This window comes from Pseudomonas sp. AS2.8 (assembly GCF_014190935.1).
Lineage (GTDB): Bacteria > Pseudomonadota > Gammaproteobacteria > Pseudomonadales > Pseudomonadaceae > Chryseomonas.
Window position 1 is genome coordinate 364,006 of sequence record NZ_JACHVV010000003.1, and the last position, 18,041, is coordinate 382,046.

Annotated in this window: 13 protein-coding genes; 8 read left to right on the forward strand and 5 right to left on the reverse strand. The window is 66.8% G+C overall.

What is annotated here, in order from left to right:
- Window positions 1–25: 25 nt before the first annotated feature.
- Window positions 26–982 carry a transketolase family protein gene (locus FHR73_RS14105; RefSeq protein ID WP_183632082.1) on the reverse strand — a complete coding sequence of 319 codons (957 nt, stop codon included), beginning with the start codon at window positions 980–982 and terminating at the stop codon, window positions 26–28.
- Window positions 972–1,808: a transketolase gene (locus FHR73_RS14110; RefSeq protein ID WP_133860280.1), complete on the reverse strand. Its 837-nt coding sequence runs from the start codon at window positions 1,806–1,808 to the stop codon at window positions 972–974. The genes FHR73_RS14105 and FHR73_RS14110 overlap by 11 nt, the downstream gene beginning before the upstream one ends.
- A gap of 338 nt (window positions 1,809–2,146) precedes the next feature.
- Between FHR73_RS14110 and FHR73_RS14115 the strand changes: the two genes are divergently transcribed.
- The 7 genes from FHR73_RS14115 to FHR73_RS14145 all read left to right on the forward strand — a co-directional run bounded on the left by FHR73_RS14115 (window position 2,147) and on the right by FHR73_RS14145 (window position 10,355).
- Window positions 2,147–3,142, forward strand: a complete 996-nt coding sequence (locus FHR73_RS14115; protein WP_183632084.1) for an ABC transporter permease — start codon at window positions 2,147–2,149, stop codon at window positions 3,140–3,142.
- Between the two features lie 56 nt (window positions 3,143–3,198).
- The gene (locus FHR73_RS14120) at window positions 3,199–4,131 is read left to right on the forward strand and encodes a sugar ABC transporter substrate-binding protein (RefSeq protein WP_183632086.1); all 933 of its coding nucleotides are present in this window, start codon (window positions 3,199–3,201) and stop codon (window positions 4,129–4,131) included.
- A 101-nt stretch (window positions 4,132–4,232) separates the two neighbouring features.
- Window positions 4,233–5,738, forward strand: coding sequence for a sugar ABC transporter ATP-binding protein (locus tag FHR73_RS14125; protein ID WP_183632088.1), 1,506 nt, complete (start codon window positions 4,233–4,235; stop codon window positions 5,736–5,738).
- A 14-nt stretch (window positions 5,739–5,752) separates the two neighbouring features.
- The gene (locus FHR73_RS14130; RefSeq protein WP_183632090.1) at window positions 5,753–6,517 is read left to right on the forward strand and encodes an SDR family oxidoreductase; all 765 of its coding nucleotides are present in this window, start codon (window positions 5,753–5,755) and stop codon (window positions 6,515–6,517) included.
- 199 nt (window positions 6,518–6,716) lie between these two features.
- Window positions 6,717–7,517 (forward strand): SDR family oxidoreductase, encoded by an 801-nt coding sequence (locus tag FHR73_RS14135; RefSeq protein WP_183632092.1) that lies wholly within the window; start codon window positions 6,717–6,719, stop codon window positions 7,515–7,517.
- A 323-nt stretch (window positions 7,518–7,840) separates the two neighbouring features.
- Window positions 7,841–8,791 carry a sugar-binding transcriptional regulator gene (locus tag FHR73_RS14140; RefSeq protein ID WP_007160193.1) on the forward strand — a complete coding sequence of 317 codons (951 nt, stop codon included), beginning with the start codon at window positions 7,841–7,843 and terminating at the stop codon, window positions 8,789–8,791.
- Between the two features lie 139 nt (window positions 8,792–8,930).
- Complete coding sequence (locus FHR73_RS14145) at window positions 8,931–10,355, forward strand: MFS transporter (RefSeq protein WP_183632093.1); 1,425 nt, start codon at window positions 8,931–8,933, stop codon at window positions 10,353–10,355.
- Window positions 10,356–10,367: 12 nt separating this feature from the next.
- Here FHR73_RS14145 and FHR73_RS14150 read toward each other — a convergent pair whose 3' ends face one another.
- Window positions 10,368–11,999, reverse strand: coding sequence for a methyl-accepting chemotaxis protein (locus FHR73_RS14150; protein ID WP_183632095.1), 1,632 nt, complete (start codon window positions 11,997–11,999; stop codon window positions 10,368–10,370).
- A 94-nt stretch (window positions 12,000–12,093) separates the two neighbouring features.
- Window positions 12,094–15,564, reverse strand: a complete 3,471-nt coding sequence (locus FHR73_RS14155) for an acyl-[ACP]--phospholipid O-acyltransferase (RefSeq protein ID WP_183632097.1) — start codon at window positions 15,562–15,564, stop codon at window positions 12,094–12,096.
- A 268-nt stretch (window positions 15,565–15,832) separates the two neighbouring features.
- Here FHR73_RS14155 and FHR73_RS14160 point away from each other — a divergent pair, with 268 nt between their 5' ends.
- A complete protein-coding gene (locus tag FHR73_RS14160; RefSeq protein ID WP_007160189.1) occupies window positions 15,833–16,042 on the forward strand; it encodes a cold-shock protein in 210 nt (69 codons plus the stop codon).
- Window positions 16,043–16,456: 414 nt separating this feature from the next.
- Here FHR73_RS14160 and pap read toward each other — a convergent pair whose 3' ends face one another.
- Window positions 16,457–17,941, reverse strand: a complete 1,485-nt coding sequence (pap, locus tag FHR73_RS14165; protein WP_183632099.1) for a polyphosphate:AMP phosphotransferase — start codon at window positions 17,939–17,941, stop codon at window positions 16,457–16,459.
- Between the last annotated feature and the right edge of the window lie 100 nt (window positions 17,942–18,041).

The following is an 18,041-nucleotide window of genomic DNA, read 5'->3' on the forward strand; positions in this document are numbered from 1 at the left end:
TCTTGTCGTGGCGGACGCCTGAGCCTCAGCGCAGGCGCTGCACCGCGGCGACGATACCGGCGGCATCGATGCCGTGCCTGGCACGGGTCGGCCCGCGGCCTCCGGCGGCAGCATACTCGCCGTCGGCGATGCCCAGACGGATCAGCGGCACGCCCAGGGCGGCCTCGGCCATCACCTCGGCGACCAGGCTGCCCACCCCGCCATTGGCGTTGTGCTCTTCCACCGTGACCACCCCGCCGCGGGCGGCGCAAAGGACTTCCAGCAAGGCCTCGCGCTGCAGCGGACGGATCGACGACAGATTGATTACCTGCGCGCTGATACCCTGCTCTGCCAGCAACCGCGCGGCGTCCACCGCCTCGTGGACCACCGAGCCCAGCGCCACCAGGCTGACGTCGTGACCCTGGCGCAGCACATCGACCTGACCGGGGACGAAACGATAGTCGGGGCCGTGCAGATCGGGCAGCGCCTTGCCGTCCAGGCGGATATAGACCGGACCGTCATGGGCCAGGGCGTGCTCGACGATCTGCCGGCACTCGCGGCCATCGGCCGGCGCATAGATTTCCACGTTGCCGAAGCCGCGCATCACGGCGATGTCGTCGAGGCTGTGGTGGGTGCTGGCCAGGGGACCGTAGCTGGCCCCGGCGTTGAGGCCGAACATCTTGACGTTGGACCTGTTGTAGCAGACGTCCACCTTGACCTGTTCGTTGGCCCGGGAGATCAGGAAGGGCGCGGCGTTGCAGGTCACCGCCACCTTGCCGGCGAGGCCCAGGCCGGCGGCCACCCCGACCAGGGTCTGTTCGGCGATGCCGACATTGACCAGGCGCTCCGGGAAGCGTTTGACGAAGGGGCCGATCTTGGCCGTGGAGGTGGAATCGCTCACCACCGGCACCAGGTCGACGCCGGCGTCCACCGCGGCGATGAAGGCCTCGACCATGACGCTGGCGAGATGGGCTTCGCCCGGAGTCTGGGTATCAGTGGCCATGGTCGAGCTCCTCCAGTGCAGCGGCGATCTCGTCGCCCTTGGGCACCCGGTGGTGCCATTCGGGTTTGCCTTCGATGAAGGAAACCCCCTTGCCTTTGACGGTATTGGCGATAAGCACCTGGGGCTGGCCGCGGTGTTCACGCAGCGCTTCCAGGGTCTCCACCAGTTGGGCCACGTCGTTGCCATCGCACTCGACCACATGGAAGCCGAAGGCGCGCCACTTCTCGGCCAGGGGCTCCAGCGGCAGGATCTCCGCGGTGGGGCCGGCCAGTTGCAGGCGGTTGTGGTCGACGATCACCGTGAGGTTGTCCAGCCGGTACTTGGCGGCGGTTAGTGCCGACTCCCAGTTGGAGCCCTCGCCCAGTTCGCCATCACCGGTCAGCACATAGACGCGGCGCGGACTGCCATCGCGTTGCGCGGCCAGGGCGATCCCGGTGGCGACCGGCAAGCCGTGGCCGAGGGCGCCGGTGTTGAGCTCGATGCCGGGGGTCTTCTGCCGCACCGGATGGCCCGGCAGGTGGGAGTCGAAATGTTGGTAGGTGTCGAGCCATTCCGGCGGGAAGTAGCCGGCCTCGGCCAGGCAGCAGTAGAGGCCGCCGACGCCATGGCCCTTGCTCTGGATGTAGATGTCGCGCTGGGGATCAGCGAGGCGCTCCGGGGCGACGTCGAGCAGGCGGAAATAGAGGGTAGCGAGGATGTCTGTCTCCGACAGATCCGCCCCGGTATGGCCGCCGGCGGGCGAGCCGGCATTGAGCTGGATGACGCGCCGGCGGATCAGCCGGGCCTTTTCGCGAATCTGCGCGACGTCGTACTGGAACGGATTCATCAGGCGACCCCCTCGGGTATCCGAAGCTGCGATGGAGCAGACGCCTGCCGAGGTTTCAGTGGGCGTCTTATGAATATTTATTCGTCACTGAAAATATATTTATCATTTAGACCCCAATCCGCAGGGCCGTCAATAGCCAGGAACGGCCGTTGGCGACCTGGCGAGCGGATAGAATGCGGGGCGGGCTGCGGGATTGCCGAAGCCATCGCGTTCGGCAGACGGCGATGAAAAGGCGCTTGACTTCCATCCGGAACAGGCGGAGTCTGAATTAAAAATCAGGCACGCATAAATATTCAGGCGAGCCGGACACAAGAACAATAACCTCCTAGGAGAAGTGCGTGGACGCCAAAGCCCCGACTGCCTCGCCACCCGCCAAGCCCCTGGCCCGCCTGGCACTGCGCCTGCCGCGCAACGTCGGCGGCCCGCTGATCGGCCTGGCGCTGCTGATCACCGTGTTCTCCTTTGCCTCGGAGTATTTCTTCTCCGTGCGCAACGCCCTCAACATCCTCGACCAGGTGACCGTGCTCGGCATCCTGGCCATCGGCATGACCCTGGTGATCGTCATCGGCGGCATCGACCTGTCGGTGGGCTCGGTGCTGGCCTTCTCCATGATGCTGCTGGGCTGGCTCTACCAGGACATTGGCTGGTCGCTGGGCCTGGCCATTCCCGCCGCCATCCTCGGTGGCCTGGTCTGCGGCCTGGTCTCGGGGCTGTTGATCGCCCGGGCGCGCCTGCCGGCCTTCATCGCCACTCTGACCATGATGTCGGTGGCCCGCGGCCTGGCCAACATCCTCACCGACGGTCGCCAGATCGTCGGCTTCCCGGACTGGTTCACCAACCTGGCCACGGTGCGGCACTTCGGCTTCCTCTCGGTCACCGTCGGGCTGTTCCTGCTGATGCTGCTGGTGGCCTGGGTGTTCCTGCGCTTTCGCGCCGGTGGCCGCAACCTCTATGCCATGGGCGGCAGCGCCGAAGTGGCACGGTTGTCGGGCATCAAGGTGCGCACCATCACCCTCTGGATCTATGGCCTGAGCGGCGCCCTGGCGGGCCTGGCCGCGGTGGCCATGGCCGCGCGCCTGGATTCGTCCCAGCCCAGCGCCGGCCTATCCATGGAGCTGGATGCCATCGCCGCGGTGGTGATCGGCGGCGCCAGCCTCAGCGGCGGCGTCGGCAGCGTCGGTGGCACCCTGGTAGGGGTGCTGATCATCGGCGTGCTGCGCAACGGCCTGAATCTGCTGGGGGTCTCGCCCTTCGTGCAGCAGGTGATCATCGGCATCGTCATCGCCCTGGCCGTCACCCTGGACACCCTGCGCCGCCGTAACGGGCAGCGCTAGTTTAGAACTGCTTCGTCTCGTCACCGCAGTACAACAATAACAACGGAGTGCCATCCATGCTGACCCCCAAGAAGCTGTTGCTCAGTACCCTGTTCGCCACCATCACCTGCACCGGCGCCCTCAATGCCCAGGCCAAGGAGCTCACCGTGGGCCTGGCCGTGGCCAACCTGCAGGCCGACTTCTTCAACCAGATCAAGCAGGCCGTCGAGGCCGAAGGCAAGGCCAAGGGCATCAAGGTGATCACCGTGGACGCCCAGGGCAACTCGGCGACCCAGGTCAACCAGATCCAGGACCTGATCACCCGTCAGGTCGACGCCCTGATCTACATCCCGGCCGGCGCCACCGCCGCCGGTGTCCCCGTCAAGGCGGCCAAGGCCGCCGGCATCCCGGTGGTGGCGGTCGACCGCAACGCTCCCGATGCCCCGGGTGACACCTTCATCGCCAGCGACAGCGTCGCCGCCGCCCGTACCCTGGCCGGATACGTCGGTAAGGTCACCAACGGCAAGGGCCGCGTCGCCATCCTCCAGGGTCAGATCGGCACCACGCCGGAAAACGATCGCGCCAAGGGCTTCGCCGAAGGCCTGGCCAAGTTTCCCGAGTTGAAGGTGGTCGCCCAGCAGCCCGCCGAGTGGGCCCAGGACAAGGGCTTCGCCGTGGCCCAGGACATGCTCCAGCGCGATCCCAACATCAGCGTCTTCTTCGGCCGTGCCGACGCCATGGCCCTGGGCGCCGCCCAGGCGGTCAAGGTCGCCAACCTCGACCATCCGGTGACCATCGTCGGCTTCGACGGCGACGTGGCCGGCCTCAAGGCCGTGGCCGCCGGCACCCTGTCCGCCACCATGACCCAGCAGACCCGCAAGATGGGGCGCATGGCCCTGGAATCGGCAGTGGCGCTCAAGGAAGGCAAGCAAGTGCCCAAGGAGCAGCTGCAGGAGGCGATCCTGACCACCAAGGATAACGTCGCCTCCTTCATCGAGAACCACCCGTAACGGATCACCTGGCCAGCAGCGGATAACGGCCGCCGCCGCCAGCCCATGCCCCAGGTGCCTCCCAAGGGAGGCACCGTTTCAGCTCCCCCTTCGGAGGCTCCATGTCCGCCGTCATGCCCCTGGAACAGCCCGCCGCCCTCAGCCTGAGAAACATCGGCAAGAAATACGCCGGCATCGAGGTGCTGAGCGGCGTGGACGTCGATATCCAGCCGGGCGAGGTCCTGGCCCTGCTCGGCGAGAACGGCGCCGGCAAGTCCACCCTGTCGTCGATCATCGCCGGCCTGGTGCCACCCGAAGCCGGTGGCCGCATGACCTGGCTGGGTCGCGACTACGCCCCGGATTCCCCTGGCGCCGCGCTGGCCGCCGGCATCGGTCTGATCCATCAGGAGATCCGCCTGCTGCCGGAACTGACCATCGCCGAAAACATGTTCGTCGGCCGCCTGCCCATGCGCGGTGGCCGCATCGATCGCGCCTTCATGGAAACCGAGGCCCAGCGCCAGCTGGATCGCCTGGGCCTGAAGGTGCCCGCCACGCGCACCGTGGCCGGCCTCAGCGTGGCCGCCCAGCAACTGGTAGAGATCGCCAAGGCGCTGACCCTCAAGGCGCGCCTGCTGATCCTCGACGAACCCACCGCGGCCCTGGGTGGCGAAGAGACCGAATTGCTGTTCGCCCAGGTCGAGCGACTCAAGGCCGAGGGCGTCTCCTTCATCTACATCAGCCATCGCCTGGAAGAGATCGCGCGCATCGCCGACCGGGTGCTGGTCTTGCGCGACGGCCGCCAGATCGCCTTGCACGCCACCGCCCAGGTGCCGGTGCGGCAACTGGTGGAAGAAATGGTCGGGCGCAGCGTGGAGCGCATCTTTCCAACCATGGCCGCGCCGGGTACGCGGGAGGTCCTGCGGGTCAAGGATCTCAGCTGCCGCGAGATGCCGCTCAAGCACATCGATTTCGCGGTGCGCGCCGGTGAGGTGCTCGGCGTGGCCGGGGTGGTCGGCGCCGGCCGTACCGAACTGGTCCGCGCCATCGCCGGCGCTGCCGAGCAGGTCACCGGCACCCTGGTGCTGGAAGGCCAGACCTGCCGCTTCGCCAGTCCCTGCGAAGCCATCCAGGCCGGCATCGTGCTGGTGCCCGAGGATCGCAAGCAGCAGGGCGTGGTGGTCGACCACGCCATCGAGGAAAACCTCATCTATGGCAACACCGACCTGCTCGCCGCCGGTGGCTGGGTATCCCCCGGCGGCCTGCGCGCCTTCGCCCGCAAGGCGGTGGCGCGGCTAGGCGTGAAGGGCCAGCCGGAGCAGGCCATCGCTGCCCTCTCGGGTGGCAACCAGCAGAAGGTGATCATCGCCAAGTGGCTGGCACGCAATCCCAAGGTCTTCATCCTCGACGAGCCCACCCGCGGCATCGACGTCGGCGCCCGCGCCGCCATCTACCAGGTGATCGCCGAACTGGCAGCCACCGGCATGGCGGTGATCGTGGTCAGCTCGGACCTCGACGAGGTCCTCGGCCTGTCGCATCGAGTCATGGTGATGAGCCGTGGCCAGCAGATGGGTATTCTCGAACGTGAACAGGCCACTCCAGTGGCCGTGATGGAATTGGCTACCGCCTGACTAGGAGTTCTTTCATGCGTCTCTTCGATCTCGGCGGCCAGACCGCCTTCGTCACCGGTGCCGGCAGCGGCATCGGCCAGGCCATCGCCATCGGGCTCGCCGAGGCCGGGGCCCAGGTGGCCTGCTTCGACCTGCCCGGCAGTCGCGATCTGGCCGGTACCGTCGAACGCATCCAGGCCCACGGCCGCCGCGCCCTGGCCCTGGAAGGCTCGGTGACCAGCGCCGCCGACCTGGAAGCCGCCGTGGCCCGTACCGAGGCCGAACTCGGTCCCCTGAGCCTCGCCGTCAACAGCGCCGGCATCGCCAACGCCCAGCCGGCCGAGGAACTGGAGCTAGAGCGCTGGCAGCGCATGCTCGACATCAACCTCACCGGGGTGCTGCTCAGCTGCCAGGCCCAGGCGCGGGTCATGCTGCCACGCGGCAAGGGAGCCATCGTCAACATCGCCTCCATGTCCGGCAGCATCGTCAACCGCGGCCTGCTGCAGGCCCACTACAACACCTCCAAGGCCGGGGTCATCCACCTGACCAAGAGCCTGGCGATGGAATGGGCCGAGCGCGGCATCCGGGTCAACTGCATCAGCCCCGGCTACACCGCCACGCCGATGAACACCCGTCCGGAGGTGGCCGACCAGGTCAGGATCTTCGAGCAGACCACCCCGCTGGGCCGCATGGCCGAGGTGGACGAAATGGTCGGTCCGGCGATCTTCCTCTGCAGCCCGGCCGCGTCCTTCTGCACCGGGGTTGACCTCATCGTCGATGGCGGCTTCGTCTGCTGGTAACGCCTTTCACGATCTGCTGCGCGTCGGCCAACCTGCGTTGAATACAGCCTGGATCGCCAGCCCGGTCTGGGCGGCCCCGTCGGACTGCTCATTTACCCCTCGTAAATCTGAGCACACGCCTGGTTAACGTTCTCAGCCGTATTCAACTGGGTTAGCTCTAGCTCGCGAGATCGTGGCCTATAGCTCTAGGAGGTTTCACGTGGAACGTCGCTTCGCTGGTCAAACCGTGGTCATCACCGGGGGTTGCCGTGGCATCGGTGAAGGTATCGCCGAGCGCTTCGGGCGTGAGGGCGCCAACCTGGTGCTGGTCTCCAACGCCGAGCGGGTGCACGATACCGCCGCGCGGCTGGCCGCCGAGACCGGGGCCGAGGTGCTGCCGCTGGTGGTGGACATCACCAACGAGGCGGCGGTGGCCGACCTCTATGCCCAGGCCGAGGCCCGCTTCGGTCGCATCGACGTCTCGGTGCAGAACGCCGGGATCATCACCATCGACGCCTTCGACCGCATGCCGCGCGAGGACTTCGATCGCATTCTGCAGGTCAACACCACCGGCGTCTGGCTGTGCTGCCGCGAGGCGGCCAGGCGCATGGTCGCCGCTGGGCGTGGCGGACGCCTGATCAACACCAGCTCCGGCCAGGGGCGCCAGGGCTTCATCTACACGCCGCACTATGCGGCGAGCAAGATGGGCGTCATCGGCATCACCCAGAGCCTGGCCCACGAACTGGCGCGCCACGGCATCACCGTCAACGCCTTCTGCCCCGGCATCATCGAAAGCGAGATGTGGGACTACAACGACCGGGTCTGGGGCGAGATCCTTTCCACCCCGGAAAAGCGTTATGGCCAGGGTGAACTGATGACCGAATGGGTCGGCAACATCCCCATGAAGCGCGCCGGCACCCCCGCCGACGTGGCCGGCCTGGTGGCCTTCCTAGCCTCGGCGGACGCCGCCTACATCACCGGCCAGGCGATCAATGTGGACGGTGGCCTGATCATGTCCTGAGAGGCTGCTCATAAGCGGCTACGCGTCGGCCAAACGGCGTTGAAAAGCCCTTCGGAATGCTCATTTACCACTCGTAAACTCCGCTTCCTCAGGGCTTTTCGCCTTGTTTGACTCTAGCTCGCGCGCTTATGAGCAGCCTCCAACAAGGATGTGCAGGCCGCAAAAGCCTTGGCGTCCGGCGGGAGGCTGAGGGAAAATAGCTGGAAAATGCGCCTTTCTAACAGGTACGTGCCTGCTTTTCGGTAGTTCGTCGCGGCCAGGGGGCTTCCCGGTCCGGGCTGGCCGCCGCGAGCGCGGCGTATCCGCTGGTACCGGGAATCTGGATGAGTAACCTCGAAGAACAACGCCTGCTGACCAAGATCGCCTCTCTCTACTACGAAGAGGGACTCAAGCAGTCGCAGATCTCCGAACAGCTCGACCTGTCGCAATCCTTCGTCAGCCGCGCCCTGAGCCGAGCGCTCAAGGAAGGCATCGTGCGCATCTCGGTGCAGCGCCCGCGCAACTTCCACCTGGAACTGGAGCGTCAGCTGCAGCAGCGCTACGGCATCCGCCAGGCGATCGTGGTGGAGCCCACCGGTGACGACGAAGAGGCCATCAAGCAGGCCATCGGCTCGGCCGCCGCCCACTACCTGGAAACCAGCGTCACCGAGAAGGACCACATCGGCATCTCTTCCTGGAGCTCCACCATCCGCGCCATGGTCGGCCACATGCACCGCGGCAGCAGTCGCCAGGGTGCGACCGAGGTGGTGCAGCTGCTCGGCGGGGTCGGCAACAAGGGCGCCTTCGAGGCCACCCTGCTGACCCAGCAACTCGCCAATCTGCTGGGTTGCCCGGCCTATCTGCTGCCGTCCCAGAGCATCGAGCAGTCACCGGAAAGTCGCCAGCGCATCCTGCAGCTGGACGAGGTGCGCGAGGTGACCGAGCGCTTCGCCCGGCTCACCGTGGCGCTAGTCGGCATCGGCGAATTGGAGCCGTCGCAGCTCTTGCGCAACAGCGGCAACTACCATGGCGAGGCCATGCTGGAAGTGCTCGCCGCCCGCGGCGCGGTGGGCGACATCTGCCTGAGGTACTTCGATGCCCAAGGCCGGCCGGTGCTGGACGACAGCGAAGAGACCGTGGTCGCGGTGGACCTACCGCAACTGCTAGAGATCGACCGCGTGGTGGGTCTGGCCGGAGGCCTGCGCAAGGTCAACGCTATCCGCGGCGCGCTGCAGGGCGGTTATCTGGATGTCCTGGTGGTCGATCTGCGCACTGCCCTGGCGCTGGTCCCCTGATCAACGCAAGAGGCTGCCAGAATCGAGCTCGGAAACGCGATTTCCTGCCAAACGGCATACTCGGCACGGAAATCTTTGGCAACATTCGGTACGGGTTGATCCGTAAGCTGTAGGACGACTGTTCTCTGGATAGCGTCCCATGACCTCTGCGTCTTCGGCTTCGGCTTCGGCCACTGCCCTGCCCGCCTCCCAGCGGGCCGCCGCCCTGTCGGCGCGTCTCGATCGCCTGCCTGCCACCCGCAGCCTGTGGCGCCTGGTGGCTCTGCTGTCCATCGGCGGCTTCTTCGAACTCTACGACCTGTTCCAGACCGCCTACATCAGCCCCGGGCTCCTGCGCGATGGCGTCTTCCAGACCGGCGCGGCCGGGGTGTTCGGCGTCTCCGACCAGGCCGCCTTCGCCGCGGCCACCTTTCTCGGCCTGTTCGTCGGCGCCAGCCTGCTCAGCCCCATCGCCGACCGCTTCGGTCGCCGGGCGATCTTTACCTGGGCGCTGGTCGGCTACACCCTGGCGACCCTGGCCATGGGCCTGCAGACCACCGCCCTGGGGCTGATCGCCTTGCGCTTCGTGGTGGGCATCGGCCTGGGCCTGGAGCTGGTGACCATCGACGCCTATCTGTCAGAACTGGTGCCCAAGGCCATGCGCACCTCGGCGTTCGCCTTTGCCTTCGCCCTCCAGTTCCTCTCGGTGCCGGCGGTGGCGCTGCTGTCCTGGTGGCTAGTACCCCAGGCGCCGCTGGGGATCTCCGGCTGGCGCTGGGTGGTGCTGTCCAGTGCCGTCTTCGCCCTGTTCATCTGGTGGTTGCGCCAGCGCCTGCCCGAATCACCGCGCTGGCTGGCCCAGCAGGGCCGGCTGGACGAAGCCGAACAGGGCGTGGAGCGCCTGGAAGCAGCCTGCCAGGCCGACAGTAGCCAGCCGCTGCCGCCGCCGGCCGCGATCGTCGAAGAACCCGCCGTGAGCGCGCGCTTCGCGGCGCTGTGGCAACCGCCCTATCGGCGCCGGGTGATCATGCTGATCGTCTTCAACCTGTTCCAGGCTATCGGCTTCTTCGGCTTCGGCAACTGGCTGCCGGCGCTGCTCTCCGGCCAGGGCGTGAGCCTGACCCACAGCCTGGGCTATGCCTTCGTCATCACCCTCGCCTATCCGCTGGGGCCACTGCTGTTCGTGCGCATCGCCAATCGCTTCGAGAACAAGTGGCAGATCGTCGGCTCCGCCCTGGGGACGGTGGGCTTCGGCAGTCTGTTCGCCCTGCAGCAGGGTGCCCTCGGCCTGATCCTCTGTGGCATCGGCATCACCTTCTGCAACGCCTGGCTGACCTTCGCCTTCCACTCCTACCAGGCCGAGCTGTTTCCCACCGCCATCCGTGCCCGGGCGGTGGGCTTCTGCTATTCCTTCAGCCGGCTGTCCACGGTGTTCAGCAGCCTGCTGATCGGCAGCCTGCTGGAGCGCCTGGGCACCCCGGGCGTGCTGGCCTTCATCGTCGCCAGCATGCTGATCGTGGTGCTGACCATCGGCCTATTCGGCCCGCGCACCCGCAACCGGGCGCTGGAGGACATCGCCCGCTGAAGGATTCCGGGTTCAGAGCCGGAACTGTCGCACCGCACCGCTCAGGTCACCGGCCAGACGCGCCAGGTCGGTGCTGGCGGCCGCGGTCTGCCCGGCCCCGGCGGCGTTCTGGGTGGACAGGTCGCGAATGCTGGTGAGGTTGCGATCCACCTCGCGGGCCACCTGGGCCTGCTCCTCGGTGGCGGCGGAGATACTCAGGTTGCGCTCGGTGATCTGCACGATGTGGCGACCGATCTCGGCCAGGGCCTCGCCGGCGGCCGCGGCCACGTCCAGGCAGATACCGGCCTGCTGATTGCTGGTGGCCATGGCGTCCACCGCCTTGCCGGCGCCGCCCTGGATGGCGCCGATCATGTCTTCGATCTCGCCGGTGGACTGCTGGGTACGGGCCGCCAGGGCGCGCACCTCGTCGGCCACCACGGCAAAGCCGCGCCCGGCCTCACCGGCACGCGCGGCTTCGATGGCGGCGTTGAGTGCCAGCAGATTGGTCTGCTCGGCGATGCCGCGGATGACGTCGAGCACCCCGCTGATGCGTTGCACCTGGGCGGCCAGGCCGTCGATCTCGCCACTGCTGGAGGCCACGGCGCTGTGCAGGGCGTGAATGGTGCTGAGGGTCTCCTCGACCCGGCGCTGGCCAAGATCGGCGGAGGTACGCGAATCCTGGGCGGCGGCGCTGGCGGCGGCGGCGTTGCGCGCCACCTCCTCCACCGCGGCGGTCATCTGGTTGACGGCGGTGGCCGCCTGGGCCAGCTCGTCGTTCTGCCGCTGGATGCCGCGCAGCCCGGTCTCGGTGACCGTCGACAACTCTTCGGAAGTGGACGCCAGGGTGGTGGACGACAAGGTCAGCCGCTCCAGGGTGCCGCGCAGGTTGTCCTGCATCCGCGCCATGGCCGCCAGCAGCCGGCCGGGTTCGTCGCGCCCGTCCGGCTCGACCGTCCGGCTGAGGTCGTTGGCGGCGATGCGCTCGGCCACCGCCAGGGCCTTTTCCAGCGGCCCGGTGAGGCTGCGGGTAAAGCGCCAGGCCAGCAGCAGGGTACCGGCCAGGGCCGCCACCATCACCGTCACGGTGACGGCGATGGCGTTGTGGTAGCTGGCCATGGAGGCGGCGGCCAGCCGCGTGACCTTGCCATCGACCAGTCCGGCGAGTTCGTTGACGGTAGCGCTCAGGGCATTGCCGCTGTGGGCCATCTCGCCGTCCTGCCCGGCCAGCTTGAGCAGCTCGGCGTCGTTCTGGTCGTCGAGGGCCTTGAGATAGCGATTCTGGTTGCTCAGGTAGGTGGCCAGTTGGCCGGTCATCCGGGTGTAGACCTCCCGCCCGGTATCGGTGAGCAGCAGGGCGTCGAAATGGCGCACATGCTGTTCCAGGGTAGCCTTGGCCGCCTCGATGGCCTTGTGCACCGCCTGGGTCTCGGCGTTGGAGCTGGCCAGCATCAGCCCCTGGTTGTGCATGCGCAGACTCAGCAGATCGGCGCGGATCTCGCCGATGGTCTGGACGCTGGGGATCACGTTACCGACGATTTGCTCCTCGCCCTCCTTGATGACGCGATTCTGGCCCAGGGAAAACAGCCCGAGGCCGATCACCAGCAGGGCGAAGAATCCAAAGGCGACCAGGGCCCGCGGGGCGATGTTGAGGGAGCGTAGCTTCACCGGGAAGACCTCGAAAAAATGATTAGCCCCCTCATGATCGGCCAAACGGCGCCAGGCTTTAGGGTTCGCTGGCGCCGACTGGCCGATTTATCGCCTAGGCCTCCCCCGCCTCGTTCAACCGCGTCTGCGCCAGCCGTTTCGCGCCGGCCACGTCGGCCTTGCCGGTCCCCAGTTTCGGCAGGCTGTCCACCGCCAGCCAGGCCGAGGGCAACAGCAGTCCGCTCACCCCCTGGGCCAACAGGGACTTCTCCACCGCCGCGCCGTCCAGGGTGCCGGTATGCAGCACCACGATGCGCTCGCCTTTTCGGGCATCCGGCAGATTGACCGCCTGCAACTCGATCTCCGGATCGGCCACCGCCCTGGCCAGGGCCTGCTCCACGGCACCCAGGCTGACCATCTCGCCGCCGATCTTGGCGAAGCGCGAATAGCGGTCGACGATGGTGAGAAAGCCATCCTCGTCCAGCCGGCCCTGGTCGCCGGTCACGTACCAGCGCTCGCCGTCGATCTCGCGGATGGCCTTGGTGGTGCGCTCGGGATCGTTCAGATAGCCCTGCATCAGTTGCGGCCCGCCGATCAGCACCATGCCGGCCTCGCCGGTGGGCAATTCGGCAAAGGTCTGGGGGTCGACGATCTTGAAGCCGGTCCCCGGCAGCGGCATGCCCACGGTGCCGAGCTTGCCGCCGCGCTGCACCTGCAGGTAGCTGACGTCCAGGGCATCGGGCAGGTTGACCGAGGCCACCGGGGCGGTCTCGGTGGCGCCGTAGCCCTCGTAGATGTCCTGGTTGAACTTGAGCTTGAAGGCCTCGCGCACCGCTGGATCCAGGCGCTCGGCACCGGCCACCACGATGCGCAGACTCTCCAGCATCAGCGGATGCACCTTGGTGTTGCGCACGAACAGCCGCAGGAAGGTCGAGGTGCCGCAGAGCACCGTGGCGCGATGGGTCGCCACCGCCTTGGCGATGCCGGCCACGTCGGTGGGATCGGCCTGGCAGACCACCGGCACCCCTTCGATCAGCGGCAGGAACTGGGTCACGGTGAGGCCGAAGGCGTGGAACAGCGGCAGCGAGGCCATGAAGACGTCGTCGTCCTGGGTGTTGAGCACGTCCGAGGTCTGCTTGAGATTGGCCATGAGGTTGCTGTGGCTGAGCATCACCCCTTTGGGCGTGCCCTCGCTGCCACTGGAGAAGAGGATGGCGGCGGTGGCCTCGGGATCGTGGGCACGACTCACCAGCACCTGCAGCATGGCGGTGGGCAACAGCCAGACCGCCAGCCAGTTGGCCAGCAACTCGGCCTTGCCGATACCGGCGCGCAGCGTCTCCAGATCCACCACCTCGCGCCCGGCGAGCAACTCGTCCACCGGCAGCCCGCGCTTGCGCAGGCGGTCGAGGAAGCGCGTCGAGGTGTAGACGGTACGGATACCGGCTTGGTCCAGCCCCGAAGCCAGGGCCTCGGGCGTGGCCGTGTAGTTGAGATTGACCAGGGTCTTGCCGGCCAGCAGCACCGCCATGTTGGCCAGCATGCCGCCGCTGCTGGTGGGCAGCAGCAGGCCGAGATTGGCCTCGGGTCGCTTGCGCATCCGCCGCGCCAAGCAGGCGGCGCCGGTGAGCGCCTGGGCGGCCTTGAGCGGAGCGCCCAGGTCGTCGATCAGCGCCAGGCCGTTGGGCCGGCGCTTGACGCTGGCCACCCAGGCATCGGCCAGCGACGGCAGGCCCTGCATGTAGCGCTCCCAGGAGCGGATCGACAACTCGAAGATGCGCCGCTTGAGCACATCGGCCGGGGTGTCCTTGGGCAACGCCTTGCCGAAGGCCACCACCACCTCGCGGTGCAGCGGGCTGTCCCGCAGTTCCTTGAGCTTGCTGGAAGAGCGCGAGAACTGGCTGCCCCAGAGACCGCGCAGGTAGAAGGGCACGATCTGCACCTCGGGACCGACCCGCTCGCAGGCCTTTTCGTAGCCGCGGCGGAATTCGCCGAGCTGACCGGTGCGGCTGATCGCCCCTTCCGGAAACAGGCAGACCACCTCGCCGGCGCTGAGCAGCCCGGCCACCTGCTCCAGCGCCGCGCCGGCGCCGGTGCCCTGGGCGATGGGCAGGCAGCCCATGGCCTTGAGAAAGGGCTTCAGGTACCAGCGCTCGTAGATCGCGCGCAGCATCACGAAGCGCACCGGGCGCGGACTGGCGATCTGCACCATGGCCCAGTCGACCCAGCTGATGTGATTGCCCAGCAGCAGCACCCCGCCCTGAGCCGGCAGGTTCTGCAGCCCCTGCACCTGGATGCGGTAGTGGCGGGTGACCATCAGGCCGAGCAGGAAACGCACTAGGCTCTGCGGCAGCTTCCACACCGTGTAGGCGCCGCCGATCAGCGCCACGGCGGCGATCAGCAGCAGCAGCCAGCGACTGTCCAGGCCCAGCAGGGCGATCACCGCGGTGAGCACCAGAAAGCTCAGCATGGCGACGTTCTGCACCCAGTTGTTGGCCGCCAGCACCGTGCCGAGCTGGTCCTCGCGGGCATGGAACTGGATCAGGGCGTTGAGCGGAACGATGAACAACCCGCCCATCAGGCCGATGAAGATGAAGTTGAGCGCATGCACCCAGGCCGAACTGGGCGCCGGCAGCCACCACAGGCCGAGGGCGATGCCCAGGGCGCCCACCGGGATCAGGCCGGTCTCGATGCGCCCGCGGGAGGCCCGGCTGGCCAGTGCCGAGCCGATGGCGATGCCGATCCCGGCGCAGGCCAGGATGCCCTGCAGCAGCAGCACGTTGTCGATGCCCAGGTGCTCCTTGGCATAGGCCGGAAAGCTCGCCAGCAGCACCTGGCCCACCGACCAGAACACCGCCAGCCCGATGATCGACAGGCGGATCACCGGATTCTCACCGATCACCGCCAGGTTGCGCCGAGCACTCTGCAGCCGCACATAGGCGTGCCAGTCGAAGGCCTGCCGTGGCTTGGGCTCTTCCAGCAGCGGCAGCCGATAGAGCAGCGCCACCTCGGCCAGGCTGCAGAGCACCAGCAGCCAGCCCAGCGGGGCGATGTCCTGCAGGATGGCATGGGGCGTGGCATGGCCCGCGCCCAGGTGCAGCTGGAAGAAGGCGGTGAAGACCACGGTGCCGGCGAGAATGGCGATGATGGAATTGGCCTGCACCAGGCCATTGCCCTCGGCCAGCCGCTGCTTGCCGAACAGCGCCTTGATGTAGCCGTACTTGGCGGGCGAATAGAAGGTCGCCTGGATGGCCAGCAGGAGCGTCATGGCGAAGGCCAGCTCGAACAGCCCGGCATAGTAGGCCAGGGTGATGCCCAGGGTGATGGCCACCGCCGCCCAGCCGCCGAGGCGCAGCACCCGGACCTTGGCGAAGCGATCGGCCACATGGCCGGAGGGACTGAACAGCAGGATGAAGGGCAACAGCATCATGCCGTTGACTAGGGCGGTCAGCACCACCTGGGTGGAACCGTCATAGACCTTGAACACGGTGTTCTGGATGACGATCTTGTGGCCAAGATCGACGAAGGCGTTGAGAAAGACGGCGATCAGGTAGGGCCAGGCCCCCTTGATCCGGTGCAGCTTGTCCATGCGGAGTCTCTTTCGAGCAGGGGAATCCGTAGCCTGAGTGAGACGCTCTGGCAGCGCAAGCAGCGCCATTGGTCAACAAATATGCGAATCAGGGCTATACAAGCTCGCGAAAGCGAGTATGGTGTGGGCACTGCTACTGCAATAGTTACTCGATACCTGCTTGATGTTGCTTCATTTTCATCTCCTGGCTCGTCTCACTCTCGCATTACAGTCCCGCTAGCGAATGTCTCGCTAACGTGGTTGTTCCCCCTACACCCTGGAGATACTCATGTCCAATCGTGAAAATGGCACCGTCAAGTGGTTCAACGATGAGAAAGGCTACGGCTTCATCACCCCGGAAAGCGGCGCCGACCTGTTCGTGCACTACCGCTCCATCGAAAGCGCCGGCTTCAAGAGCCTGAGCGAAGGCCAGAAGGTCACTTTCGTGGCTGTCAAAGGCCAGAAGGGTATGCAAGCTGACCAGGTTCAAGTCGTCTAACGACTGATCCGGTTGCAGAAAGGCCCCACTTCGGTGGGGCTTTTTCGTTTCTGGGATTTAATGTTTTAGCCAAAGCTGCCGCGCTTCACGTCGCCCCTTCTCTTGGGCAATCCAAGGTACAGGCGCGCCCAATACCCCTTCCAGCAGGGCGAGCGCAATCGTTGCGCAAGGGGTCGAGCGGCATGGATGCCGCGAGAGTCGCGAGGGCCTAGGAGGGCCCTTCGCGGCGGGCCCCTAGAGCGACGATGGAGGGAGCGACCCCCGGCACAGCCGGGGCCGAATGGCGGGGCAAGCGTTTTTGGTTACTTTTGTCCGGGGCGCGCAGCCGCGACTGGCAAAAGTGACTCGCCCGAGGGGGCGAAACAAGAGCTAGCCGCAAACCTCGATAATCAGCCAAACAGCCCCGGCATTGGCTTACCCCTTGTCATACGCCCGCTCCAACGCCTCGTTAAGCGTCCGCACCACCTTCACCCGCGCGAACCTCTTGTCGTTGGCCTCCACCAGCGTCCAGGGCGCGATGGCCGTGCTGGTCTGCACCACCATGTCGTTGACGGCCTGACTGTAGAGATCCCACTTGTCCCGGTTGCGCCAGTCGTCCTCGGTGATCTTGAAACGCTTGAAGGGCGTTTCCTCGCGGGCGCGGAAGCGCTCCAGCTGGGTGTCCTGGTCGATGGCCAGCCAGAACTTGGCCAGCACGAGGCCGGCGTCGTGGAGCTGTTCCTCGAAGTCGTTGATCTCGCCGTAGGCACGCTGCCAGTCGGCGGCGGGGGTCAGCCCCTCGACCCGCTCCACCAGCACCCGGCCGTACCAGGAACGATCGAAGATGGTGAAGTTGCCCTGCCGCGGAATGTGTCGCCAGAAGCGCCACAGATAGGGCTGGGCCAGTTCCTCGTCGCTGGGCGCGGCGACCGGGACGATGCGGTACTGGCGCGGATCCAGGGCGCCGGTGACACGGCGGATGGCGCTGCCCTTGCCGGCCGCGTCATTGCCCTCGAAGGCGGCCACCAGCGCATGCCGACGATACTTCTTGTCGCGTAGCAGGCGCGCCAGTCGCGCCTGCTCGGCGAGCAACTGGTCGTCGTAGTCGGCCTTGTCCAGGCGCTGGGTCAGATCTATGGCTTCCAGCACGCCGCGGCCATCCACCGGTGGTGGCACCACGGCGGCGGCCCGGCGTTGCTTGCGCGGCTTGTTGGCCAGGGCCCGCTGCAGTGCCTTGAGCAGCACGGTGCCAACGGTCAGGCTGCGAAAGCGCTCGTCGAAGCCGGGCACCACGTGCCAGGGGGCGTAGTCGTGATGGGTTCGCCGCACCACCCGCTCGCCTTCCCTAACGAAGCGGTCATAGACCTTGGCCTGCCGCCAGTCCAGCGGGCTGAGCTTCCAGCCCAGGCGGGGATCGTTCTTGAGGTGCTTCAGGCGCTGCTTGAGCTGGGGCTTGGAGAGGTGGAACCAGAACTTGAGGATCAGCGCGCCTTCGTCGGCGAGCATGCGCTCGAAGCGTTCCGCCTGGCCGATGGCGGCATCCAGCTCGACGCGGCTGAGTTCCTTGTTGACCCGGCCGTGCAGCATCTGGCTGTACCAGTTGCCGAAGAACACGCCGATCCGTCCCTTGCCCGGCAGGCGCTGCCAGTAGCGCCACGCCGGCGGGTGCTGGCGTTCTTCGTTGCTGGGCTGCAGAAAGGTCTCGACGCGGATCAGGCGCGGATCCATCCACTCGTTGAGCAACTTGACCGTCTCGCCCTTGCCCGCCCCCTCGATGCCATTGATCAGCACGATCACCGGGAAGCGGCCTTGATTTTTGAGTTCGTACTGGGCGGCCAGCAGCGCCTCGCGCAGCTTGGGCAGCTTGGCGTCGTAGGTGGCCTCGTCGAGCAGGTGTTCGTTTTCGGCGGCTTCGAACATCCGGATCTCCTTGCGCAGGTGGTCGGGCAACTATAGCCCTTCTGACCGACCCGGCGGCAGGCGGTGCCCGGCGTGAGCGGCATGAAGGAAATATGACGTT